Source organism: Paraburkholderia sp. RL17-347-BIC-D, assembly GCF_046027915.1.
In the GTDB taxonomy this organism is placed as follows: Bacteria; Pseudomonadota; Gammaproteobacteria; order Burkholderiales; family Burkholderiaceae; genus Paraburkholderia.
The window spans coordinates 297,745-321,151 of sequence record NZ_JARESS010000002.1 but is presented as its reverse complement, the minus strand read 5'-3'; the positions used below and the strand labels follow the sequence as shown (position 1 = coordinate 321,151).

Annotated in this window: 24 protein-coding genes; 14 read left to right on the top strand and 10 right to left on the bottom strand. The window is 63.9% G+C overall.

Features of this window, described 5'->3' with window-relative positions; genetic code table 11:
• Positions 1–134 precede the first annotated feature (134 nt).
• The 6 genes from P0D96_RS04830 (at position 135) to P0D96_RS04805 (ending at position 6,401) form a co-directional block, all read left to right on the top strand.
• Positions 135–707: a helix-turn-helix domain-containing protein gene (locus P0D96_RS04830; protein WP_132377855.1), complete on the top strand. Its 573-nt coding sequence runs from the start codon at positions 135–137 to the stop codon at positions 705–707.
• Between the two features lie 181 nt (positions 708–888).
• Positions 889–2,505, top strand: a complete 1,617-nt coding sequence (locus P0D96_RS04825) for a peptide ABC transporter substrate-binding protein (RefSeq protein ID WP_132377857.1) — start codon at positions 889–891, stop codon at positions 2,503–2,505.
• Between the two features lie 17 nt (positions 2,506–2,522).
• Entirely contained in the window at positions 2,523–3,461 is a 939-nt protein-coding gene (locus tag P0D96_RS04820) for an ABC transporter permease subunit (protein ID WP_408312112.1), read from the top strand.
• 3 nt (positions 3,462–3,464) lie between these two features.
• A complete protein-coding gene (locus P0D96_RS04815; RefSeq protein ID WP_408312109.1) occupies positions 3,465–4,379 on the top strand; it encodes an ABC transporter permease in 915 nt (304 codons plus the stop codon).
• A 1-nt stretch (position 4,380) separates the two neighbouring features.
• Positions 4,381–5,379 carry an ABC transporter ATP-binding protein gene (locus tag P0D96_RS04810; protein ID WP_408280994.1) on the top strand — a complete coding sequence of 333 codons (999 nt, stop codon included), beginning with the start codon at positions 4,381–4,383 and terminating at the stop codon, positions 5,377–5,379.
• Positions 5,376–6,401, top strand: coding sequence for an ABC transporter ATP-binding protein (locus tag P0D96_RS04805; RefSeq protein ID WP_408312106.1), 1,026 nt, complete (start codon positions 5,376–5,378; stop codon positions 6,399–6,401). The genes P0D96_RS04810 and P0D96_RS04805 overlap by 4 nt, the downstream gene beginning before the upstream one ends.
• A 38-nt stretch (positions 6,402–6,439) precedes the next feature.
• On the opposite strand, the gene P0D96_RS04800 is transcribed toward P0D96_RS04805, so the two are convergent.
• A complete protein-coding gene (locus P0D96_RS04800; RefSeq protein WP_408312339.1) occupies positions 6,440–6,655 on the bottom strand; it encodes a hypothetical protein in 216 nt (71 codons plus the stop codon).
• Between P0D96_RS04800 and P0D96_RS04795 the strand changes: the two genes are divergently transcribed.
• Complete coding sequence (locus tag P0D96_RS04795; protein ID WP_408312103.1) at positions 6,589–8,169, top strand: OprD family outer membrane porin; 1,581 nt, start codon at positions 6,589–6,591, stop codon at positions 8,167–8,169. The genes P0D96_RS04800 and P0D96_RS04795 overlap by 67 nt on opposite strands.
• A gap of 62 nt (positions 8,170–8,231) precedes the next feature.
• On the opposite strand, the gene P0D96_RS04790 is transcribed toward P0D96_RS04795, so the two are convergent.
• Both P0D96_RS04790 and P0D96_RS04785 read right to left on the bottom strand, forming a co-directional pair.
• Entirely contained in the window at positions 8,232–9,113 is an 882-nt protein-coding gene (locus P0D96_RS04790) for an IclR family transcriptional regulator (protein WP_408249228.1), read from the bottom strand.
• Positions 9,114–9,208: 95 nt separating this feature from the next.
• Positions 9,209–9,418: a hypothetical protein gene (locus P0D96_RS04785; protein ID WP_408312100.1), complete on the bottom strand. Its 210-nt coding sequence runs from the start codon at positions 9,416–9,418 to the stop codon at positions 9,209–9,211.
• Between P0D96_RS04785 and P0D96_RS04780 the strand changes: the two genes are divergently transcribed.
• From P0D96_RS04780 to P0D96_RS04750, 7 genes are read left to right on the top strand one after another with little or no spacing between them, the layout of a single operon-like run.
• Positions 9,417–10,508 (top strand): ABC transporter ATP-binding protein, encoded by a 1,092-nt coding sequence (locus tag P0D96_RS04780; protein ID WP_408312097.1) that lies wholly within the window; start codon positions 9,417–9,419, stop codon positions 10,506–10,508. The genes P0D96_RS04785 and P0D96_RS04780 overlap by 2 nt on opposite strands.
• Positions 10,501–11,415 carry an ABC transporter permease gene (locus tag P0D96_RS04775; RefSeq protein ID WP_408175044.1) on the top strand — a complete coding sequence of 305 codons (915 nt, stop codon included), beginning with the start codon at positions 10,501–10,503 and terminating at the stop codon, positions 11,413–11,415. The genes P0D96_RS04780 and P0D96_RS04775 overlap by 8 nt, the downstream gene beginning before the upstream one ends.
• A 37-nt stretch (positions 11,416–11,452) precedes the next feature.
• Positions 11,453–12,247 (top strand): ABC transporter permease, encoded by a 795-nt coding sequence (locus P0D96_RS04770; RefSeq protein ID WP_408249223.1) that lies wholly within the window; start codon positions 11,453–11,455, stop codon positions 12,245–12,247.
• Positions 12,247–12,639: a (2Fe-2S)-binding protein gene (locus tag P0D96_RS04765; RefSeq protein ID WP_408175046.1), complete on the top strand. Its 393-nt coding sequence runs from the start codon at positions 12,247–12,249 to the stop codon at positions 12,637–12,639. Before P0D96_RS04770 ends, P0D96_RS04765 begins: the two co-directional genes overlap by 1 nt.
• Positions 12,636–14,069, top strand: a complete 1,434-nt coding sequence (locus P0D96_RS04760) for an FAD/NAD(P)-dependent oxidoreductase (RefSeq protein WP_408312093.1) — start codon at positions 12,636–12,638, stop codon at positions 14,067–14,069. Before P0D96_RS04765 ends, P0D96_RS04760 begins: the two co-directional genes overlap by 4 nt.
• Positions 14,062–15,189 (top strand): NAD(P)/FAD-dependent oxidoreductase, encoded by a 1,128-nt coding sequence (locus P0D96_RS04755; protein ID WP_408312090.1) that lies wholly within the window; start codon positions 14,062–14,064, stop codon positions 15,187–15,189. The genes P0D96_RS04760 and P0D96_RS04755 overlap by 8 nt, the downstream gene beginning before the upstream one ends.
• A 32-nt stretch (positions 15,190–15,221) precedes the next feature.
• Entirely contained in the window at positions 15,222–16,268 is a 1,047-nt protein-coding gene (locus tag P0D96_RS04750; RefSeq protein WP_132377881.1) for an ABC transporter substrate-binding protein, read from the top strand.
• Positions 16,269–16,362: 94 nt separating this feature from the next.
• Here the strand turns inward: P0D96_RS04750 and P0D96_RS04745 are convergent, their stop codons facing one another.
• The 7 genes from P0D96_RS04745 to P0D96_RS04715 all read right to left on the bottom strand — a co-directional run bounded on the left by P0D96_RS04745 (position 16,363) and on the right by P0D96_RS04715 (position 23,398).
• Positions 16,363–16,662 (bottom strand): hypothetical protein, encoded by a 300-nt coding sequence (locus P0D96_RS04745; protein ID WP_132377883.1) that lies wholly within the window; start codon positions 16,660–16,662, stop codon positions 16,363–16,365.
• Between the two features lie 69 nt (positions 16,663–16,731).
• A complete protein-coding gene (gene panE / locus P0D96_RS04740) occupies positions 16,732–17,667 on the bottom strand; it encodes a 2-dehydropantoate 2-reductase (RefSeq protein WP_132377885.1) in 936 nt (311 codons plus the stop codon).
• 214 nt (positions 17,668–17,881) lie between these two features.
• On the bottom strand, positions 17,882–18,847 hold the full coding sequence (locus P0D96_RS04735) for a nucleoside hydrolase (protein ID WP_408312086.1): 966 nt from the start codon (positions 18,845–18,847) through the stop codon (positions 17,882–17,884).
• Positions 18,844–19,233, bottom strand: coding sequence for a cytidine deaminase (locus P0D96_RS04730; RefSeq protein ID WP_408175053.1), 390 nt, complete (start codon positions 19,231–19,233; stop codon positions 18,844–18,846). The genes P0D96_RS04735 and P0D96_RS04730 overlap by 4 nt, the downstream gene beginning before the upstream one ends.
• A gap of 15 nt (positions 19,234–19,248) precedes the next feature.
• Complete coding sequence (locus P0D96_RS04725; protein WP_408280969.1) at positions 19,249–20,526, bottom strand: NupC/NupG family nucleoside CNT transporter; 1,278 nt, start codon at positions 20,524–20,526, stop codon at positions 19,249–19,251.
• Between the two features lie 196 nt (positions 20,527–20,722).
• Positions 20,723–21,910, bottom strand: coding sequence for a thiolase family protein (locus P0D96_RS04720; protein ID WP_408312326.1), 1,188 nt, complete (start codon positions 21,908–21,910; stop codon positions 20,723–20,725).
• 54 nt (positions 21,911–21,964) lie between these two features.
• Positions 21,965–23,398, bottom strand: a complete 1,434-nt coding sequence (locus tag P0D96_RS04715; protein WP_408280963.1) for an efflux transporter outer membrane subunit — start codon at positions 23,396–23,398, stop codon at positions 21,965–21,967.
• Positions 23,399–23,407: the final 9 nt, after the last annotated feature.

Genomic DNA, 23,407 nt, shown 5'->3' with positions numbered 1-23,407 from the left:
GGCAACATAGAGTGTCGTCTCGAAATGTGGTCTCTCGCAGCACCGGGGCTAAAAGACCCGAAGCCCGGCCTGGACGCAATCAAACCATATTTACTTATATCAAACAAATTTTGACGGGCTAATTTCCTCCTGCTATGGTCACGACAATTCAAAAAAGCAATCCGGCACTAGAAATCGGCAGCAAGATCCGCGCACTGCGCCAACGGCTCAAGCGGACGCTGGATGACACGGCAACCGCGGCGGGGATTTCCAAGCCGTTTTTGTCGCAGGTCGAGCGCGGGCTGGCGTCACCGTCCATCACTTCGTTGGCCGGTATCGCCCACGCACTCGGGGTCACGGTGCAGTATTTCGTCGACACGCCCAGCGAAGAACGCAGCGTGAGTCGTGGCGATCAGTTGAAGTTTTTCGGTTTTGCGGACTCGGCCAATCTGTTTGCGCGGCTGACCAACGTGACGGGCGGCCGTCAGCTCGAAGCGATCCTCGTGAGGATGCCGCCCGGGCAGAAGCGCTCCGAAGTCACCACGCATGCCGGGGAAGAGTTTGTGTATGTGATCGACGGCGAAGTGTCGTTGACGCTGGAAGGCAAGACGTTCGTGTTGCACGCGGGAGACAGCGCGCATTACGAATCGACGGTGCCGCACAGCTGGGTGAACACCGCGCGCATCGAGTCGGTGGTCGTCTGGGTGGGCACACCAAGACTGTTCTAAAGAGCAGGCACCTTATCCGGTTGAGCCGGCCGGGGATTGCCTGCATTACGAAATGTAAGGAATCCTGCATGTCGCGCTACCACCACGAGCAACAAGGGCCGCCCTGGCCCGAGCAACGCAGCTAAACGGGCGCCCTGGCGCCAGCGCGTTTCTCTCTCGACCTTTCCTGCGATCTCAACCGATGAAAACCCCGTTCGTCTACGCGACGGCGCTGACTGCGCTCGTCCTCACGTTTGCCCCTTCCGCTTTCGCCATCACGGTGCCCGCGGGCGTCACGCTCGCCGCCAGCCAGGAAATGACCCGCCAGGTGCCTGGCGAAACCGAATCGCTCGACCCCGCGCATATCGAATCATGGACCGGCAATACGATCGGGCTCGACCTGTTCGAAGGCCTGACGCGCATGGATGCGAGCGGCGCGATCGTGCCGGGCGTCGCCGAGTCGTGGTCGCGCACCGGGCCGAATACGTGGGTCTTCAAGCTGCGTCACGATGCGCGCTGGAGCAACGGCCAGCCGGTCACGGCGGCCGACTTCGTCTACTCGTGGCAACGCGTGCTCGATCCGAAGACGGGTTCGAAATACACGGTGCTGGTCGAATTCGTGAAGAACGCCAAGGCGATTCTCGCCGGCAAGGCGCCGCTCGCGAGCCTCGGCGTGCGCGCCGTCGATCCGTACACGCTCGAAGTCACGACCGAAGTGCCCGCCACGTTTTTCCCGCAGCTAACGGCCATGGCGACGATGACGCCGGTCAATCGCGCGGTCGTGACGAAGTTCGGCGGCGACTGGACCCGTCCGGGCAACTTCGTGGGTAACGGCCCGTATGCGCTGGCCGACTGGCAGCCGGGCAACCGCCTGGTGGCCACCAAAAGCCCGACGTACTGGAATACTGGCAAGGTCGTGATCACGAAAGTGACCTACCTGCCGATCGAGAACGACGAAACGGCGATGCGCATGTATCAGGCCGGCCAGTTCGACTACACCTACTCGGTGCCCTCGGGCATCTATGCACAGGTGAGCAAGCAGTTCGGTTCCGAGCTGAGAACCGGCCTGCAGATCGCCACGTACTATTACAGCCTGAATAACGACGACCCGGCCTTCAAGGACAAGCGCGTACGCCAGGCGCTGGCGATGGTGCTGGACCGTGACCTGCTGACCAAGCGTCTGACGGCCGACGGCGAAGTGCCGATGTACGGCCTGATCGCCAAAGGCACCGAAGGCTCGGGCGTGTTTACGCCGGAGTGGGCGAGCTGGCCGATGCCCAAGCGCATCGACTACGCGCGCAACCTGCTGAAGACCGCGGGCTATTCGGACGCGAAGCCGCTGACGTTCACGCTCACCTACAACACCAACGACCTGCACAAGAAGGTCGCGTTGTTCGCCACCTCCGAATGGCGCACCAAGCTCGGCGTGACCGCCAAGCTTGAAAACGTCGAATACAAGGTGCTGCTCAAGCAACGCCACGACGGCAAGGTGCAGGCCTCGCGCGACGGCTGGTTCGTCGACTACAACGATGCCAACTCGTTTTTCGATCTGATCCGCTGCAACAGCGTGCAGAACGACCAGCACTACTGCAACCCGCAAGTGGACAAGCTGATCGACGAAGGCAACCAGCAGCTCGACGACGCGAAGCGCACCGCGTTGTTCACGCAGGCACACGATCTGGCCATGAACGACTATCCCGTGGTATCGCTCTTCCAGTATTCGGCCGACCGGCTGGTCAAGTCGTATGTAGGCGGCTACAAACCGACCAACTACCTCGACATGCGCGCCACGCAAGACATGTATCTCACCAAGCACTAAACGCGGGGAGCACCGTCATGCTGGCCTATACGCTGCGCCGCACGCTCTGGGCGATCCCGACGATTCTCGCCGTGATCACCGCGTGCTATCTGCTGCTGCATCTCACCCCGGGCGGCCCGTTCGACACCGAGAAGCAACTCTCGGCGGCCGTGCTGGCGAACCTGAACGCCAAGTATCACCTCGACGAACCGTTGTGGTTGCAGTACTTCCACTACCTCGGTTCGCTGCTGCACGGCGACCTCGGGCCGTCGTTCCGCTACGCCGACTGGTCGGTCAACGACCTGGTGTGGAAAGCGCTGCCGGTCAGCCTCGGCGTGGGCGGCGTGTCGGTGCCGATCGCGGTCGTGATCGGCGTCGCGCTCGGCACGGTGGCCGCGGTGCGGCGCGACCGTTTCGTCGATCACTTCGTGATGGTGCTCGGCAATATCGGCAACGTGGTGCCGCCCTTCGTGCTCGGTCCGGTACTCGTGTGGATCTTCGCGATCCTGCTGAAAACTTCCGAAGGACACGGCTGGCTGCCGGCCGGTGGCTGGGGCGACGGCGAGTGGCGCTATCGTGTGCTGCCGATCGTGCTGCTCACCATCATCAACGTCGCCGCGATTGCCCGCGTGATGCGCGGCAGCATGATCGAAGTGCTGTCGGGCAACTTCATCCGCACGGCGCGCGCCAAGGGTTTGCCGGGCCGCACGATCGTCCTGCGCCACGCCATGAAGCCCGCGCTGATGCCGGTCGTCTCGCTGCTCGGCTCGATCTGCATCTCGTCGATCACCGCGGCGGTGGTCACCGAATCGGTGTTCGCGCTGCCAGGCCTCGGCCAACTGGTCGTCAACGGCGCGATCAACCGCGACTACACCCTCGTGCTCGGCCTTGTCGTGCTGACGACCGCCGTCGCCGTGCTGTTCAATCTGCTGGTCGACCTCGCGTATGCTTGGCTCGATCCGCGCATCCGGTACTGATCCATGCCCCGCTCTCTTCAATCGACTGGCGCGGCGCTCGACCCGCTCGCGGCCATCGCGAAGGCGCCGCGCTCGCGCGGCCCGCTCGCCACCGCCGCGTGGCGCTTCGTGCGCAACCGCGCCGCTTTTACCGGCTTCGTCGTGCTGATGCTGATCGTGATCGCCTGCGTGGCGGGTCCGTGGTTCCTGCCGAACAATCCGATCGATAGCGACTGGAGCGCGATCAGCCTGCCGCCCACGCTGCAAAACATGCACTGGTTCGGCACCGACGAACTCGGCCGCGATCTGCTCGCGCGTGCGCTGCAAGGCGGGCGCGTGTCGCTCGAAGTCGGACTGCTCGGCACGCTGGTGTCGGGGCTGATCGGCGTCGCGTACGGTGCGACCGCGGGCTATCTGGGTGGACGCGTCGACGCGGTGATGATGCGTATCGTCGACATGATGTACGCGATTCCCTACATGCTGATCGCCATCCTCATGATGACGATGTTCGGCCGCGCCTTCTATCTGGTCGTGCTCACCATCAGCGCGTTTTCATGGCTCGACATGGCGCGCGTGGTGCGCGGCCAGACGCTGTCGCTGCGCTCGCGCGAATTCATCGACGCCGCGAAGGCGATCGGCGTGAGCTCGCGTTCGATCATCGCGCGTCACATCGTGCCGAATCTGTTCGGCGTGGTCGTGGTGTATGCGAGCGTGACCGTGCCGAACATCGTCCTGACGGAATCGGTGCTCTCGTTTCTCGGCCTCGGCGTTCAGGAGCCGATGACGAGCTGGGGCGTGCTGATTCAGGACGGCGCGCAGAAGCTCGAATCGATGCCCTGGCTGCTGCTGTGCCCGGCCGTGATGCTGTGCGTGACGCTGTATTGCGTGAATTTCGTCGGCGATGGTTTGCGCGACGCATTCGATCCGAAGGACCGTTGACATGCCGCTACTCGAAGTCAAAGACCTCAGCGTGCGCTTTACGCGCCGCGAAGGCGCACCCGTCGACGCGGTGCAAGGCGTGTCGTTTTCGCTCGAAGCGGGGCGCACGCTCGGCATCGTCGGCGAATCGGGCTCCGGCAAGAGCCAGACCGTGATGGCGTTGCTGGGTCTCCTCGCTGGCAACGGCAAGGTGTCGGGCGCCGCGACCTATCGCGGCGAGAACCTGCTGAGCATGAACGAAGCGGCGCTGAACAAGATTCGCGGCGACCGCATCGGCATGATCTTTCAGGACCCGATGACCTCGCTCAATCCGTTCCTGACGATCGAACGGCAGATGACCGAGACGCTGCAACTGCATCGCAAGATGTCGCGCCGCGAAGCGCGCCGCCGCGCGATCGAAACGCTCGAATCGGTGCGCATTCCCGATGCCGCACGGCGTATCAACATGTATCCGCACGAGTTTTCCGGCGGCATGCGCCAGCGCGTGATGATCGCGATGGCGCTGCTCTCCGAACCGGAAATTCTGATCGCCGACGAACCCACCACCGCGCTCGACGTGACCGTGCAGGCGCAGATCATCGAACTGCTGCGCGAACTGAATCGCGAACGCGGTACGGCGATCATCCTGATCACGCACGATATGGGCGTGGTGGCCGGCCTGTGCGACGACGTGATGGTGATGTACGCCGGCCAGACCGTCGAGCAGGCTAGCGCCGCCGCGCTATTCGCCGCGCCGACGCATCCGTACACGCTCGGCCTTCTGAACGCGCTGCCGCGTCTGACCGACGATGACGACGACCGTCCGTTGCAAACCATTCCGGGCAATCCGCCGCTGCCCGGTGAAGTCGGCGCGGGTTGCGCATTCGCGCCGCGTTGCGGATATTGCACCGACCGTTGCCGCGAATCGCGCCCGCCCCTTTCCGCCGCCGCGGGCCACGCCGACGCGCTGCGCGCGTGCCACCGGCCGGTCGGGGAAATTCTCGAGGCACAACACGTATGAACACCACTCCTCTGGCAAACCAGGACGCGGCCACGCTGTTGCGCGTCGACAATCTCAAGGTGCAATTCGGCGTGCCGCGCGGCGGCTATCCGTGGTCCGGCAAAGCGACGCTGCGCGCCGTGGACGGCGTGTCGTTCAACGTGCGGCGCGGCGAAACCGTGGGGCTCGTCGGTGAATCGGGTTGCGGCAAGTCGACGCTCGCGCGCGCCATCATCGGACTCGCGCCGGTAGCGAGCGGCAGCGTGCGCTGGCTCGGCGACGAAACCGTGCTGCCGGGCGCGCGCCGCGATACCTCGCGTTTGCGCCGCGACGTGCAGATGATTTTCCAGGACCCGCTCGCCTCGCTCGACCCGCGCATGACGATCGAACAGATCGTCGCCGAGCCGCTTCTCACGCACGGTCAGGACATTGCGCGTGCCGACGTGCAGCGGCGCGTGCTGACCATGCTCGAACGCGTCGGTCTCAACGCGCAGCATCTGCGCCGTTATCCGCACGAGTTTTCCGGCGGCCAGTGTCAGCGCGTCGGCATTGCGCGCGCGCTGATCGGCGAGCCGCAACTGGTGATCTGCGACGAGCCGGTGTCCGCGCTCGACGTGTCGATCCAGGCGCAGATCGTCAACCTGCTGCGCGATCTGCAACGCGAACTGTCGCTCTCCCTGCTGTTCGTCGCGCACGATCTGGCCGTCGTCAAAGCGATCAGCCACCGCGTGCTGGTGATGTATCTGGGACGTGTGATGGAGTTCGGCGACAAGCGCGAGGTGTACGGCACGCCCCGTCATCCGTACACGCGGGCGTTGCTCTCGGCCGTGCCGGTGCCCGATCCGGTCGTGGAGCGCGCGCGCCGTCATCTGCTGTTGCGCGGCGAGATTGCCTCGCCGCTCAGTCCCCCCTCCGGCTGCGCGTTTCGCACGCGCTGCCCGGATGCGATCGAAGCCTGTACCCGGGAGATTCCGCAGCCCGTCACGCATGGGGCCAAGGCGACACGCGTCGCTTGCATTCGCGTGGGAGACACCGCGAAGTAAATGCCCTCGGGCAACGCTACAGCAAAGAACCTGAGAAGCTAAAACCAGAAAGTTAAAACCGTATTCCCGGCGCGGCGGGCCGTCGCGCCGTTGGATTCGTTCGTCCTGCCAATCGCGGGACGAACGATAAACGTGGACTGGCTAACCGCCAGCCAAAGATTCACCACAATAATCAGAGACGTACTCAATGAAAGATAGCCGATCAAAAAACCGGTCAAAAAAAACCGGAGCAGCAACCTTCTTTTACTGCGCATTCACGCTTCCAGCACTGACACTAGCCGCTAACGCGTATGCCGACGACGGCGTCACGGAGCCCACCTCCGAGGCGTCTAAAACTCAAACGCTCGCGCAAACGTTGTCGTCCCCGGCGCAACTCGCGCAGGCCACACCGACGCAGCAAAACGATACGTCCGGCAAGCGCCGCGCGGAGCAAGGCGGCCAGGTGCGCAACGATCAGCCCGACACCACCAACGCCATCGTCAACGCCGAGGCCAGTCAAACGGTCACGCCGCCCGCGCAGTTGTCGAGCCAAGCGGCGAGCAAGGGTTTCATCGCCGAAAGCCATCTGAATCTGCAGTTTCGCAATTACTCCGACTACTTCCAGGCGCCCAACACGATCTACCGTCACGCGTGGGTCCAAGGCGTGCAGGCCAACTACGAATCCGGCTACACGCAAGGGCTGGTCGGCTTCGGCGTCGATGCATCGCTGTTCGGCGCGCTCAAACTCGACGGTGGCAACGGCGCGGGCAACATGGTGCACGTCGGCAAGGACGGCGGCGGGTCGGAGCAGCTCGCGTGGGCTTATCCCGGCATGTACGATATCAAGGGACGCATTTCGGAAACGGTCGTGAAATACGGTTTGCAGATCGTCACCAACCCGTTCCTCGAACCACACGACAACCGCGCGCTGCCGCCGACCTTCCTCGGCGTCTCGATGGTCAGCAACGATCTCGTGCACACCACGCTCGAGGCCGGCAGCTTCACCAAAGTCGACGCGCGCGGCCACACGAACCTGAGCAATCTCACCACCTCGTATGGCGGCACGCGGATCGATCGCCTCACGTATGTGGGCGGCACGTGGCACTACGCGAAGAACGGCGAGATGGCCCTGTATGTCGATCAGGCCGACGACGTCTGGCGTCAGTACTACGGTTCGGTCGCGCAGTCGTTCGGCGATCCGACCACCATCAAGTGGAGCGGCCTCGCCAACATCTACTCGACGCACGATACCGGCGCGTCGCGTCAGGGGCACATCAACAGCAATGCGTACAGCGTGTCGGTCTCCGCGCAGCACGGCCCGCATGCGCTGCTGCTCGGCTACCAGCAGGTACTCGGCGACCAGTTCTTCGACTACGTCAATGAGACCAACGGTATCTACCTGACCAACTCGATGGACGTGGACTACAACGCGCCGCACGAGCAATCGCTGCAATTGCGCTATACGTTCGACGGCAAGTATGCCGGCGTGCCGGGACTCAAGGCGATGTTCTGGGGGCAATACGGCTGGGGCGCGGATGCATCGGCGGGCGCGGCGGAAAACGCCTCGCCTTCCGCGCCGCTGCATGATCTGTACTGGAAGAACGGCGAGCCAGTGCATGGCCACCACCACGAGTTCGGCTTCATTCCGAGCTACACGCTGCAAAGCGGACGCTTCAAGGATACGAAGATCACGTTCATCGCGATGTGGCACAACAGCCAGTACCACTACTCGGATGGCAACAACATGGAATACCGGCTGGTGGTGAATGTGCCGGTGAAGGTGTTCTAAGCGCTTCCAGCGCGATTCGGGGCGGCGCGGTTTACGCGCTGCCTCGGTGATCGCGCTTACGCTCAGCCCGTGATCCGTTCAGTCGTCATCGCGCGCGACAAGCCGTGCATCGGCCGGCGCAACGCGACATCGAACGGATTGGTTTGCGGGCCGATCGCATCGGCCTGCCGACGCAGCAATTCGACCACCATCGGCAGACGGTCGTCGCCCAGACGCGCGGCCAGCGTGCCGACGCTCAATGCCGCCACCGCCACGCCGGTGCGATCCAGAATTGGCACCGCCACGCCCGCCATGCCGTCGAGCACGCCGCTATTGCGCCCCGCGTAGCCCAACTGGCGCACACGCTCGATCTCAGTGCGCAAATACACTTCGTCGAGCACGCCGTACCCACGAATGCGCGGCACGTTGAAGCGGATGATCTCCTCGCGCTCAGCCTCGGGCAAAAACGCGAGAATCGCCAGACTGCCCTGCCCGACTCCCAACGCCACGCGCCCGCCGATATCGCCGGTGAACGAGCGGATCGGAAACGGCCCTTCGCAGATGTCGAGGCACACTGCGTCGAAACTGCTTTTGACGAGCAGAAAGATCGTGTCGCCCAGACTCGCGCACAAGCGCAGCAACGCGGGACGGCACAGCGTGCGCATGCCGCTCGGATTGCCGGCCTGCGCCGCGAGCGCGAAGAAATCGACACTCAGCCGGTACAGCTTGGAGTTCTCGTCCTGTTCGACGATGCCTTCCGCGATCAACGCATGCAAGATGCGATGCACGGTGCCCTGCGTCAGCCCGACTGCTTTCGCGAGACGCGTGACGCGGCCGCCATCGGGTTGCGCTTCGGACAACGCGCGGATTACCGCGAACGCACGTTCCAGCATGCCGGGGCCGGGCGCGCCGCCGGTCTCGTCGGCGGCGGCTGGGTCGGTATCTCGTTTGGCGGCAGCATTCATCTTTATGGCTCGTAAATATTTCACTGATCGGAACACTATAAAGTGTTTTATCCGCAAGTGGAATCCGGCCCGCCATCCTCTGTGTTGCCGTTGCATTAATGATTCATAGGGATTTTCCGGACGTCACGCAGCGGAACGTTTGCTATCGGATCAACCGAATACATTCCATCAAACGGAATTTTTTCAAATCTTATACCAGCAAACGGAATTTGAAATTGACTGACGGTAATTTGGCTAGCTAGAGTCGGCGTCATCGAGACAGTAGTCGATTGAACCGGTGTCGCAACATCCAAAGGCCAGACCATGTCGTTCCTTACACTCACGGACGTAACGAAATCGTTCGGCGATCTGCAGGCAGTCGCCGACGTGAACCTGTCGGTGGAAAAAGGCGAGTTCGTTTCGTTGCTCGGACCGTCCGGCTGCGGCAAGACCACCACCTTGCAGATGATCGCGGGCTTCGTCGAGACGACGCGCGGACGCATCACGCTCGACGGCCACGACATCACGCACATGAAACCGAACAAGCGCGGTCTCGGCATCGTATTCCAGAGCTACGCGCTGTTTCCGCACATGAGCGTCGCTGACAACGTCGGCTTCGGGCTGGAGATGCGCAACATCGACAAGGCCGAGCGCAAGGAGCGCATCCGCGAAGCGCTGGCGCTGGTGCGCCTCGACGCGCTCGCGCATCGCTTTCCGCGCGAACTCTCCGGCGGTCAACGGCAGCGTGTGGCGATTGCCCGTGCCATCGTGATCGCGCCGCCGGTGCTGCTGCTCGACGAACCGATGTCGAACCTCGACGCCAAGCTGCGCGAAGACATGCAGTTCGAACTGCGCGGCATTCAACGCAAGATCGGCACGACCACCATCATGGTGACGCACGATCAATCCGAAGCATTGTCGATCAGCGATCGCGTGGTGGTGATGGAAGCCGGCCGCATCACGCAGATCGACACGCCGTACGAAGCGTACGAGCGCCCGGAGAATCGCTTCGTCTCGCAGTTCATCGGCAAGGCCAACATGCTGCCCGGCATCGTGGTGGCGCGCGACGGCGACGCGATCCGCATCGACCTCGGCCACGATCTCGCCGAGACGGGGCACACGGCGCAGTTGCCGGCGCGCGAGCGCGTGGTCGGCGTCGGCGACGCGGTGACCTTGTGCATCCGCCCGGAAAAGCTGCGCCTGTGCGCACCGAACGCGGGACGTGTGCCGGCCACCGTGACGAGCCGCTTCTTCCTCGGCAGCCAATGGTTGTACCGGCTGGACAGCCGGCTCGGCGAAGTGCTGGTGTGTTGCCAGAACGAAGGCACGGAGCCGCTCGCCGAAGGCGCGGCGGTCGGCGTCGACTGGAACAGCGAGGCAATCCGCTTCATTCAACGGGACGCGCATCATGGCTAGTACGCTGCCCGCCACCGACGACCGCGACATGAAATCCGGCAACAGCCGCCGCGCGCCCTGGCATGCGTTTTTGCCGCTCTGGCTGATGTGCGCGCCGGCCTTTCTGCTGTTCGTGGCGCTCGTGCTGGTGCCGCTATTGATGACGCTAGTGCTGACGTTCTATCGCTTCGATCCGGCCAGCGGGCCGATCGCCGCATTCCAGTTCGGCAATTACGCGGAAGTGCTGAGCTCGTCGTATTACCACACCATCTTTTTGCGGACCTTCGGCATTGCGTTTCTGGTCACGCTGCTGTGTATCGTGATCGGCACGCCGGAAGCGTACGTGCTCTCTCGCATGCGCGATCCGTATCGCTCGATGTTCCTGCTGGTGATTCTCGCGCCGCTGCTGGTCTCAGTGGTGGTACGGGCGTTCGGCTGGAGCATGCTGCTCAACACCAACGGCCTCGTGAACCAGGCGTTCGGTCTGGTCGGACTCGGGCCGTACAAACTCGAGTACACCACCTTCGCGATCGTCATTGCACTCGTTCACGTGATGCTGCCGTTCATGGTGATTCCGGTATGGACCGCCTTGCAGAAGCTCGACCCGCAAACGGAAAACGCCGCGCTTTCGCTGATGGCGTCGCCGGCCACCACACTGCGCCGCATCGTCCTCCCGCAACTGACGCCGGGCATTCTGTCGGGCAGCCTGATGGTGTTCGGTCTGTCGGCGAGCGCCTTCGCGATTCCGGGCCTGCTCGGCGGACGACGCCTGAAGGTCGCCGCCACCGCCGTCTACGACGAATTCCTCGGCTCGCTGAACTGGCCGCTCGGTGCAACCATCGCGCTCCTTTTGCTGGTCGCGAATCTGATCGTGATGCTCACGTACTACCGGGTTCTGGAACGCAAGTACACCAGAAGCCTCGGCTAATTCATCGGCATACATTGGCTCACTCAGTGAAAACATCATGAGAAAAAACGGCCCCATCGCGCTGATTTTCCACACGCTCGTGATCGCGTTCGTGCTCGCCCCGCTCGTGATCGTCGTGCTGGTCGCCTTCACGCCCGACGAAACGCTCACGTTGCCCACGCACGGCGTCTCGCTGCGCTGGTTTCGCGCGATCCTCAATTACCCGGATTTCATCGGCGCGTTTTTCAACAGTCTGAAGCTGGCATTCGCTTCGGCGACACTGTCGCTGATCGTGGCGCTGCCCGCCGCGCTCGCCATCGGCCGCGCGCGCTTTCCGGGACGCAGCTTCCTTAACGGGCTGTTGCTGTCGCCACTCGTGATTCCCGGCCTCGTACTCGGCATCGCGCTGCTGCGCTTCTTCGCGCTGATCGGCGCGACCGGCTCGTTCGCATGGCTCGTGCTCGCGCACATGATCATCATCACGCCGTTCGTCATGCGGCTCGTGCTGGCTTCGGTGAGCGGCCTCGATCGCAGCGTCGAGCATGCCGCGCACTCGCTCGGCGCCGACCCGTGGACCACGTTTCGCCGCATCACCTTCCCGATGATTCTGCCGGGCATCACCGGCGGCTGGCTGCTGGCCTTCATCAACAGCTTCGACGAATTGACCATGTCGATCTTCGTCACCTCGCCGCAAACCGTCACGCTGCCGGTGCGCATGTACATGTACGCGACCGAATCGATCGATCCGATGATGGCCTCCGTCTCGGCGCTGGTGATCTTCATCACCGGCGGCGCGATGCTGCTGCTCGACCGCGTGTACGGCCTGAACCGCATTCTGATCGGCCAGCACTGATGTCCTCTTCCGACCACGCTCTCATGCCGTCCACCTTGCCGTCTACTCACGCTCCCGCGTCACGCCGCGAGCCGCAGTTCATCCGCGTGGCGGAAACGCGGCGCGAACCGCTGCACTTCTTTCTCGACGGCCAGGAAGTCGCCGCGCTGCAAGGCGATACGCTGCTGACGGCCGTGCTGATGCAACAACGCCGCGTGCGCGAAAGCGAATTCAGCGGCGCGCCGCGCGCGGGTTTCTGCCTGATCGGCGCATGCCAGGACTGCTGGATGCGCACCGAAGACGGCAAGCGCGTGCGCGCGTGCTCGACGCTCGTGACCGAAGGCATGCGTGTGCTCACGCGACTCGCCGCTGTGGAAGCCGGCGCCGCGGATGAAACCGGAGACGCCCGATGAGCGACGAACGCCGCATCGTGATCGTCGGCGCGGGGCCGGCCGGCGTACGCGCTGCCGAGACGCTGGTCGCGGCCGGCGTGAAGCCGATCGTGATCGATGAAAACGCACGCTGGGGCGGCCAGATTTATCGGCAACCGCCCGCCAACGGCGGCTTCGAGCGCTCGAAAAAAACGCTCTACGGTTTCGAAGCGCACAAGGCCGAAGCCCTGCATTCGACCATGGCCGCACTTCTGCCTCATCTCGACTATCGCCCCGACACGCTCGCGTGGGCCTGCGAAGCGGGCCGCCTCGGTACCTTGCATGCGGGACGCGAGTTGCGCGTGCCGTTCTCGCATCTGATCATCGCCAGCGGCGCGACCGACCGTGTACTGCCGGTGCCGGGCTGGACCTTGCCGGGCGTCTACACGCTCGGCGCGGCCCAGGTCGCGCTGAAGGCGCAAGGCTGCGCGATCGGCCGGCGCGTCGTGCTGGCCGGCACCGGACCGCTGTTGTATCTGGTGGCGTACCAGTACGTGAAAGCCGGCGCGCAAGTCGTGGCCGTGCTCGACACGAGTCCGCTCTCGCAGCAGATCGCCGCAGCGCCGAAACTCGCGCGTCTGCCGTCTACTTTCGCGAAAGGCCTGTATTACGTCGGCTGGCTGAAAACGCATGGCGTGCGGATCGAGCGCAATGTGACGCTGGTCGGCATTCGCGGCGTCGATGGTGTGCAAGCGCTCGAATGGCGCGCGTCGCGTGAAGATTCGCCGACCGAAACCATTGCATGCGACGCGGTCGGCGTGAGCTTCGGCCTGAAACCGGAAACGCAGCTGGCCGATCTCGCGGGCTGCCGCTTTCGTTTCGACGCGACCAACCGTTGCTGGCTCCCCGAAGTGGACCGGGCGGGACGCAGTTCCGTGCACGGCCTTTATCTCGCCGGCGACGGCGCAGGCATCGCCGGCGCGGACGCCGCCGAACTGGCCGGCCGCCGCGCCGCATTGGCCTTGCTCGACGATCTCGGCATCGCGCATCCACGCGGTCCGGGCATGCCGGACGCCGCATCGATCGAGCGCAGCCTGAAACGTATCGCGGTATTTCGCGAGGGCATCGAAACGGCCTTCGCGTCGCCGGCCAAATGCGCGTCTCAATGGCCCGACGACATGACCGTGTGCCGCTGCGAAGAGATCGACGCGGGCACGTTGCGGCGCTGCATCCGCGACGGCGAAGCGAATGAGATCAACCGGCTGAAGGCGCTCACGCGCGTCGGCATGGGCCGCTGTCAGGGACGCATGTGCGGCGAAGCCGCGCTGACCCTGCTCGCCGAGGAAACCGGCCAATCGCTCGACGCGGTGGGCCGCCTGCGCAGCCAGCCGCCCGTCAAACCGATTCCGCTCTCGCCGGAGATGGTTGCCGACGACATCGCCGACATCCCCGTGGAGGCGCGCGATGAGTGACACATTGCACTACGACGTCGCGATCGCGGGCGGCGGGCTGGTCGGTTCATCGGCTGCGCTGGCGTTGGCGAAGCGAGGCTTGCGCGTCGGCCTGTTCGAGCGGCGCTATTGCGGCGCGCAAGCAAGCGGCGTGAACTACGGCGGCGTGCGCTGCCAGGGACGCCCTGTCGAACAGATGCCGCTCGCGATCCGCGCGCGGCGTATCTGGGACCGCTTGCCGGAGCTGATCGGCATCGACGGCGAATTCACGGTGTCCGGACACTTGCGCCTGGCGCGCAGCGAAAGCGATCTGGTCGCGCTGCAAACGTGGGCCGACATGGCGCGCGACTATGGACTGCATGCTCAACTGATCAGCGGCACGGCGTTCCGCCAACGCTATCCGTGGCTCGGGCCAGCGGCCGTCGGCGGCTCGCTGTGCGCGACGGACGGTCATGCGAATCCGCGGCTGGTGTCGCCCGCATTCGCACGAGCCGCGCGGGCCGCCGGCGCGGACGTGCGCGAGCAAACCGAACTCACCGACATTCATCACGACGGCACGCGCTTTCAACTGCGCGCCGGCGACCTGCGCATCAGCGCCGATTGGCTCATCAATTCCGCAGGCGCGTGGGCGAATACGGTGGCGGGCTACTTCGGCGAGACCGTGCCGATGAAACCGATCTACCCGAACATGTGGGTCACCGAACCGCTGCCGCTCTTCATCACGCACAACCTGGGCGTGTATGGCGGCGGCATCTACGCGCGGCAAGTGGCACGCGGCAATTGCGTGATCGGCGGCGGACGCGGACATGGCGACGGCGAATACGGCCAGCCGTCGACGGACACCACGCGCGCCGTGATGCGCGATGCGTGCGCGCTGCTGCCCGCGTTGCGCGAGGCGCTGCTGATCCGCACATGGAGCGGCGTGGAAGGCGAAACGCCCGACAGCAATCCGATCATCGGTGCGAGCCGTACCGTGCCGCGTCTGTTGCATGCATTCGGTTTTTCAGGCGGCGGCTTCCTGCTCGCGCCGGGTGTCGGTGACGTGCTCGCCGATCTCGTCGTCGACGGCGCCACCGCCACGCCACTCGACGCTTTTTCGATTGGCCGCTTTGCTGCTGTCGCGACCTCGCCGGTCGCTTAAGTCCTCGTTTAGTGAATCTCAGGAGCCCCTCAATGAAACTGTTCAAGACGCTCGCGGCGCTGGCCGCAATGTGTGCATTCGGCGCGGCCGCGCCGGCGTGGTCGCAAAGCAAGACGATCTACATCGGCATGAACGGCGGCCCGATGGAAAAGGCCTATACGAGCCAGGTGCTGCCCGACTTCGAGAAAGCCAACAATGTGAAGGTGGTGGTGGTGCCGGGCACGTCGTCGGACATTCTCGCCAAGCTGCTCGCCAACAAGGCCAGCCCGCAGATTCACGTGGTGTTTCTCGACGACGGCGTGATGGCGCGCGCGGTCAGCATGGGCGTGTGCAAGAAGCTCGACGACGCGCCCGTGCTCAAGGAACTCTATCCGTTCGCGCGCATGAAGGACGACATGGGCGCGGGCGTGCAGCTCGGCATGACCGGCATTGCCTACAACAAGAAGCTGTTCGCTGAAAAAGGCTGGGCCCCGCCCACATCGTGGATGGACTTCGCCGATCCGAAATACAAGGGCAAGGTGGTGTTCCAGTCGGCGTCGAGCAGCACCTTCGGGCTGCACGGCTTTCTCGCCATCAACCGCTTGATGGGCGGCAGCGAACAGAACGTGGAGCCGGGCTTCACGAAATGGGCAAGCACGGTGGGACCGAACGTGGTCGAGTACGTGCCGAATTCGGCGAAGATTTCCGAAATGGTCCAGACCGGCGAAGCGGGCCTGTTCCCGTTGACGCCGACCGCCGTGGGCGATCTGGCGGACAAGGGCATTCCGGTCGGCTATGTGAATCCGAAGGAAGGTCCGGTGCTGCTGCTGGTCGACCTGTGCGTGGTCAACAACAACCCCGATCCGCAACTGGCGCAGAAGCTCGCGCAATTCCTGTTGTCCGCGCCGGCGCAAACCAGGGCCGCCGAGGCCGGCCGCCAGATTCCCACCAACCATCTTGCGAAGATGACGCCGCCCATGCAGCAGAGCCTCGGCAACGTCGACGATCTGGTGCGCAAGGTGACGGTGGTGGATTGGGATACGATCAACGCGCACCGCGCGCAGTGGGATACGCGCTGGAATCGGCAGATCGAGCGTTAAGCGCTGATTGGTTGCGCTTCAACGAAAACGCGCGCCTTGCAAAGCTGCAAGGCGCGCGTTTTTTTGTGCGTGAGCGTCGCGTTGCGTGGTTGCGCTAGAAGATCACCGACATCGCCACCGCAAGCCAGATTCCCACCACGCCGACAAGAAACAGATGCCGCGCAATGCGAATCCGGCTATCGCTGGATTCGGGTTCGACCGGACTCGTCGCGACCCACGGCACGAGTCCGAGGCAGCCGAAACCGATCAGCGCGGACACGAAGACGAAGACGTCGGCAACTCGCCATGTGGTCGGTTCATACAAACCCCAGTAGCCGAGAAAGACGATGCCGATCGAGAAGATCGTGGCCGAAGCGGCACTGAGTGCGGGCACTGATCCGATTGGACTCGGCATGCTTCACCTCTGATCGTTAGGCTGTTTTGGCCATGCCAGCGGAGTCCCGATTCGTGCCCGTGGTATCGCTCAGGACGTGCGGGCCTGCCTCGCTTCATACGTCTTCAGATGACTATAGGCGATACGCAGCAACGACAAGCCGTGCTCGCCCTTTTGCGCGTCGCCGCCGCGCGAAATCAGATCGCCGAGAATGTGATCCGCCTCGGTATGCGAGTGGTTTTCCACGTCCCGCAACATGGAAGCGGTGAGCGGCGATGGCGTGAAGAGCGTTTGCGTGGCGCGTGCATCGAAGTCCGGGCCCATCGTGAAACCGTTGTGCTCCGCCACCGCGCGGCATTCGCCCAACAGATTCTCGATCACGCGCTTGCCGTCCGGCGCAGCCAGAATATCGCCCACCGAACCGCGCATCAAGCACGTGCCGGCCGCCAATGTGGCCAGGAACACCCACTTCTCCCACATGCGCAGCAAAATGTTGTCGCTGACCAGCGCGTCGAAATTCGCGCCGGCCATCGCGTCGGCGATCGCCTGGACACGCTCCGACGTGCCGCCGGCCGGTTCGCCGAAAGTGATCGCGTGGGTGTCGTTCAGATGCACGATGTGCTGCTCGGCATTGAGCGTCGCGGCAATCACGCATTGACCGCCCAGCACGCGCGCGGCGCCGAACTTTTCGTTGAGCACGTCGATATGGCGCATGCCGTTGAGCATCGGCAGAATCAGCGTCGACTCGCCGACCAGCGGCGCGAAGGAATCGATGGCGTCGTCGAGACTGAAGGCTTTGCAGCTCAGCAGTACCAGATCGAACGGCTCGGCGCTGACGCCGGCGAGAATCGTTTGCGGATCGGGCAGCTTGAGATCGCCGCGCACGCTGCTGATGACGAGTCCGTCACGCTTGAGCTTTTCCGCCCGGCCGGGACGCACGAGGAAGGTCACGTCCTGGCCCGCCGCTGCGAGACGCCCGCCGAAGTAGCCGCCCACGGCGCCCGCCCCTACTACTAGAATTCGCATCTTTTGGCCTCTTGATAGATTTCGGTCACGCACCGGCGTCCATGAGCCACGGCTTCAGGAGGCGCTTATGCAGTGCGTGTGCAGAAATGTAGCAAAGATTGAAGATCGGCACCGGCCAGGATTGCCGTGGTCCGGCGTGTTGCATTGCACAGCGGCTTACGTCAGATCAATCCGCGCCTGCCGCATGCGCGTCTGTCATACGAGCGCGTCATTCTCAAAGCGTGCCGCAAATGGTGCGCTCGTAAAGCGCCAGCATGCCTGGCACATCCACCTCGACACATACTTTGCAGTTGGGGCGGCTATCCCAGGCAGGCGCGGGCACGGGCATGGCCGACGGCTTCTGGATGGTTTGGCCCACCGCGATGCCCTCCGTCAACACGCGCACGGGACCACTGCGTGTCGTATAGAGTTGCGGCGCCAGCACATAGGCCACCGCCGACGAATCGTGCACGTAGATGCCCTCAAGCTGCGCGCTTTGCTCGTGAAACGCCTCGTAATGCCGCGACACTTCCCACACGAACTGACCGGCCGCGCCGCCGCGCTCGCGCAGCGAAGCCAGATACTCGTGGCTCATGATGGTGCGCTGCGTGACGTCCAGCCCGACGATCGCAACCGGCCACGCCGCGCCGAACACGATATCGGCGGCATCCGGGTCGCCCAGGATATTGGCTTCCGCCGCGGGCGTGACGTTGCCGAGCACGCCGTCCGTGCCGAACGCGCCGCCCATGATCACCACCTGCTTGACGAGGGAGGCGATCTGCGGATCGTCGGCAAGCGCGAGCGCAAGGTTCGTGAGCGGGCCCACGGCAAGCAGCGTCACTTCGCCAGGATGCGCGCGCACCGTCTCGATGATGAAGCGATGCGCGGGGCGCGCATCGAGCGCGGCCGCGTCCGTTGTATCCAACGCGATATTGCCGACCCCGTTGTCGCCGTGAATCCACGCGAGCGGTTCAGGCGCGCTGCGCTCGAGCGGAGCCGCCGCACCCTGCGCGACCGGCACGCCGGCGGCGAACCGTCCGGCGAGAACGCGCGCGTTGCGCGTGGTCGTTTCGATCGTCGCGTTGCCGAATACGCTCGTCAGACCGAGCAGTTCGATATCCGGATGCAGCGCCTGAAACACGAGCGCCATTGCATCGTCCACACCTGGGTCGGTGTCGTAGATGACCTTGTGCTTGCTCATAGATAGAACGCATCCGGCAATTGTTCGCGCGCGGTGGTGTCGCGCGTGGCGCCATGCAGATTGCCGAGGCGAATCGGCAATTCAGGGCCGCCCAGTTCGATGATCACCTGGCGGCACGCGCCGCATGGCGCGATCGGGCCGTCCGTATCGCCGATCACCGCAAGCGCGGCGAACTGGTCACGCCGATAACCCGCCGCAATGGCGCTGAAAAACGCGGTACGTTCCGCACAATTGCACAAACCGTAAGAGGCGTTCTCGACGTTGCAGCCGTCGAACACCCGGCCGTCTTTGGTCAGCAGCGCCGCGCCGACCTTGAATTTCGAATAAGGCGCATAGGCCTTTTCTCGCGCGACGCCCGCGCGTTCCAACAGTTGTTCCATATTCATCCAGCAATCCTCGATTCAATTCAGCGTAATGAACATGCCCGCAATCGTGGCGCTCATCAGGTTCGAGAGCGTCGCGGCAAGCACGACACGCAGGCCGTAACGCGCGACTTCGGCACGGCGTCCCGGCGCGACGGCGCTAAAGCCGCCCGTTAGCACCGCGATCGACGAAAAGTTCGCGAAGCCGCACAACGCAAACGACAGGATAGCAATGGTACGCGGATCGAGCGCCTGCAGGCCGGCCGCGGTCACGCTCGCGGCGTCTTTCAGATAGGGCGACAGCGACGCATACGCGACGAACTCGTTGAGAATGACCTTCTGGCCGAGGAAATTGCCGGCGATCGTGGCCTCGTTCCACGGCACGCCGATCAGATAGGCGAGCGGCGCGAAGATGACGCCAAGCACCGATTGCATCGACAGTTGCGGATGGCCGAACCAGCCGCCCACGCCGCCCACGATCCCGTTGAGTAAGGCAATCAACCCGACGAACGCGATCAGCATCGCGCCGACCATCACCGCGATTTTCAGGCCCACGGTCGCGCCGGAACTCGCGGCCTCGATGATATTGGCGGGACGCTTCTCGTCGAAGTTGAGGTTGTCCATATGTACCCGGCTCGGTTCGGTGGACGGATGAATGATCTTCGCGAACAGCAAGCCGCCCGGTACCGCCATGAACGACGCCGCCAGCAGATACTCGATGCGCACGCCGAGCCCCGCATAGCCCGCCAGCACCGACCCGGCGACGGCCGCCATGCCGCTCGACATCACCGCGAACAATTCAGCGCCGGTCATGTCGCGCGTAAACGGTTTGACCACGGCGGGCATTTCGCTTTGACCCAGAAAGATCGTGGTGACCGCGGAGAACGATTCGAGCTTCGACACGCCGAGCAGCTTCTGAAATACCGTGCCGAGCACGATCACGATCCAGCGCATCACGCCGAGGTAGTACAGCACGGAGATCAACGCCGTGACGAAGATGATGGCCGGCAACACGCGCACGGCGAACACGAAACCGCCGTCGCCGAAGACCTGGAACATCTTCGCTTGCACGAGGCCGCCGAACAGGAACTCGATGCCCGCGTTGCCGTAGCCGAGCACGTTATTGACGGCGGACGCCGCGCCCGAAAGTATCGACTTGCCGACCGGCACGAACAGAATGAATGCGCCGATACCGATCTGCGCCAGCAGCGCGCTGATTACAGTCCGTAAGCGGATAGCGCGCCGGTTGGTGGAAAAGATCAACGCGATGAATAGCAGTACGGCAATACCGAGGATATTTCGAGCGATCAGTGCCATGTCTCGTGATGTTCTTGTGAAAATGGCATTGATGCTAAACGAAACTGATGCCGGAACAAAAACTTTAAATATGGGACGGCACTCTAGTGCCGAAGAATGCATCACGGTTGATGCGAGACGCATCTGCGAAACTTCGACAAGGGTGCGTCGACATGTATTTCGCATGCCGACGCACCCTGCAGCTATCGACTCAAAGTCACAGCATTTCCAATGCCAGCGCGATGCCTTGGCCACCGCCAATACAAAGCGTCACGATGCCGCGTTTGAGGCCGTCGCGCCGCATCGAATGAAGCAGGCGTGTCGTCAGCACGGCACCGGTCGCGCCGATCGGATGGCCATGCGCGATCGCGCCGCCTTGCACGTTGATCAGTTCGTCCGCAATGCCGAGTTTGCGCGCGACCGCGATCGGCACGGCGGCAAACGCCTCATTGATTTCGAAGCGCTCGACATCGCGCAATTGCCAACCGGCTCGCGCCAACGCCATCTCCACGGCCGGCACGGGACCGAGGCCGAACATGCCGGGCTCGACCGCGGCAACGCCATAAGACACGAGACGCGCGAACGGCGCGATACCGTGTGCTTCCGCGAAACCGCGCTCGGCCACGAGCATTGCGGCCGCGCCACTGTTCAATCCGGGCGCGTTGCCCGCGGTGATCGTGCCGTCGGGACGAAATGCCGGACGTAGTTTGGCCAGCGTTTCCACGGTGGTGTCGGGACGCGGCTGTTCATCGCGCGTGAAATGCTGCGGGCCTTTGCGCCCTGCTATTTCCACGCCAACCAGTTCGGCGTCGAAATCGCCGCGCGCCTGGGCTTCGCTAAATCGCTGCTGCGAACGCGCGGCCCAACGGTCCTGAGTTTCGCGCGTGATGTCGAATTGCGCGACGAGATCTTCGGTGTGCCAGCCGGAATGCTCGCCGGAAAACGCGTCGTTCAGGCCATCGCGCAACAGGCTGTCGTGGATCTGCGCGTTACCCATGCGGTAGCCCCAACGGCCGCCGTCGAGCAGATACGGCGCGCGGTCCATGTTTTCCATGCCGCCCGCCACGGCCGCATCGCCGAGACCTAGCAGGATTTCCTGGGCCGCCGATGCGATTGCCTGCGCGCCCGAGCCGCACACGCGATTGACCGTCAATGCCGGCACGGCCACCGGCACACCGCCGCCGATCGATGCCTGGCGCGCGGGATTCATCTTGTTGCCGGCCTGGATCACATTGCCCATCACGACCGACGCCAACTCAGCCGCGTCGAGCCCGCTGCGGCGCAACGTCTCACGCACGGCGACCGCGCCGATTTCGGTTGCCGGCACGTCCTTCAACGATCCGCCGAATGCGCCGATCGGCGTTCTCACCGGATTGCAGATCACTACTTCTCGCTGGTTCGCCATCATTTCTCTCCAGTTGGTTCAACACCTCATTGGCCACGCGCGTGCATCGGTCGATCAGTTGTTCGCCGATACCGCCGTGACCGCGTCAGGCACATCCCAGCCGCCGCCGAGCGACCGGTACAACGCGACAGCCGAAAGCGCATGCTCGCGCTTGGCCTGGTTCAACGACTCCGCGTCACGCAGATACGCCTCCTGCGCGGTCAGCACATCGAGAAAATCCGCCGCGCCGCCCTTGTACAGTTCGCTCGACAGACGCAGCGCCTGGTTCGACGCATCGAGCGCGCCGCCAAGACGTTGCACCTGCACGGCGCCGCTCACCAGATCGCTGCGGTTGTCCTCGATTTCCTTCAGCGCTTGCAGCATGGTTTGCTGCAAGCCGAGTTGCGATTCGCGCATGCGGCTTTCGCTCGCGTCGATATTCGCGGTGATGCGGCCCGCGTTGAAGATCGGGCTCGTCGCGTTCAAGGCGGCGCTGAAGAGGTTGTCGGTCAGCGTCGGCAAGCCGAGATAGGACGAGGCCAGCAAGCCGTCGGCGAGATTGAGGCGGAACTGCGGATAGCGCTGCGCTTTCGACACGCCCACTTCCGCCGCGCGTTGTTCGACCGTCGCGTAGGCGGTGCGCACGTCGGGACGCTGCAGAAGCGCTTCCGAGGGCAGCATCTGCGGCACGCTTTGCGCGGGCACCGGAATGTCGCGTGCATTGGCGAGCAGCAAGCTGTCGACGCTCTCCGGCGTGCGGCCCGAGTACACCGCGATCAGACTCAATTGATGCTGCACCGCCGATTGCACGCGCGGGATCTGCGCCTGCAAATCCTCGAGCTGGTTCTGTGCGCGCGCGACGTCGAGTTGCGTCGACAGTCCGTAGTGCAGACGCTGCTGCGTGAGCTTCAGCGCGCGTGCGCGGATCTGCTCGTTGTCGCTCAGAATCTGCAACTGCGATTGCGCCCACCGCAGATCGATATACGCTGCCGCGGTATTCGCCGCGAGCGCGAGGCGCACCTCGTTCAATGCCGACTGGCGTCCCGACACTTGCGCCTGCGCCGCTAATACCGCGAGACGCTCGCCACCAAACACATCCGGCGTCCAGCTCGCCGTCAGGCCAACGCCGGCCTGACGCACATAGCCGAGCGGCGGCGGCGTGTTCTGACGCGAGTTGGACGCGGTCGCGCTCGCATTCAACTCCGGCAGCAGGGCCGCGCGATTCTGCTTCGCCAGATCCTGCGCCTGCCTGACGCGCTCCACCGCCGCCTGCACATCGAGATTGCCGGTCAACACGGATTCGACCAGTTGATGCATGACCGGGTCGCCGAACTGCGCCCACCACGCGTTGGCGCTCACGCTGTCTTGCGGCGCGTCGACATTCCATGCGGCAGGCGCGACGGTCTTCACAGTTTGCGGCAAATCCGCGTGCGTTGCCGGTTGCACCGCGCACGCCGCGAGCGTCAGCAAGGCGGCGCTCGCGAGTACTTTGACAAGGATCGGTTTCATGTTGAATTC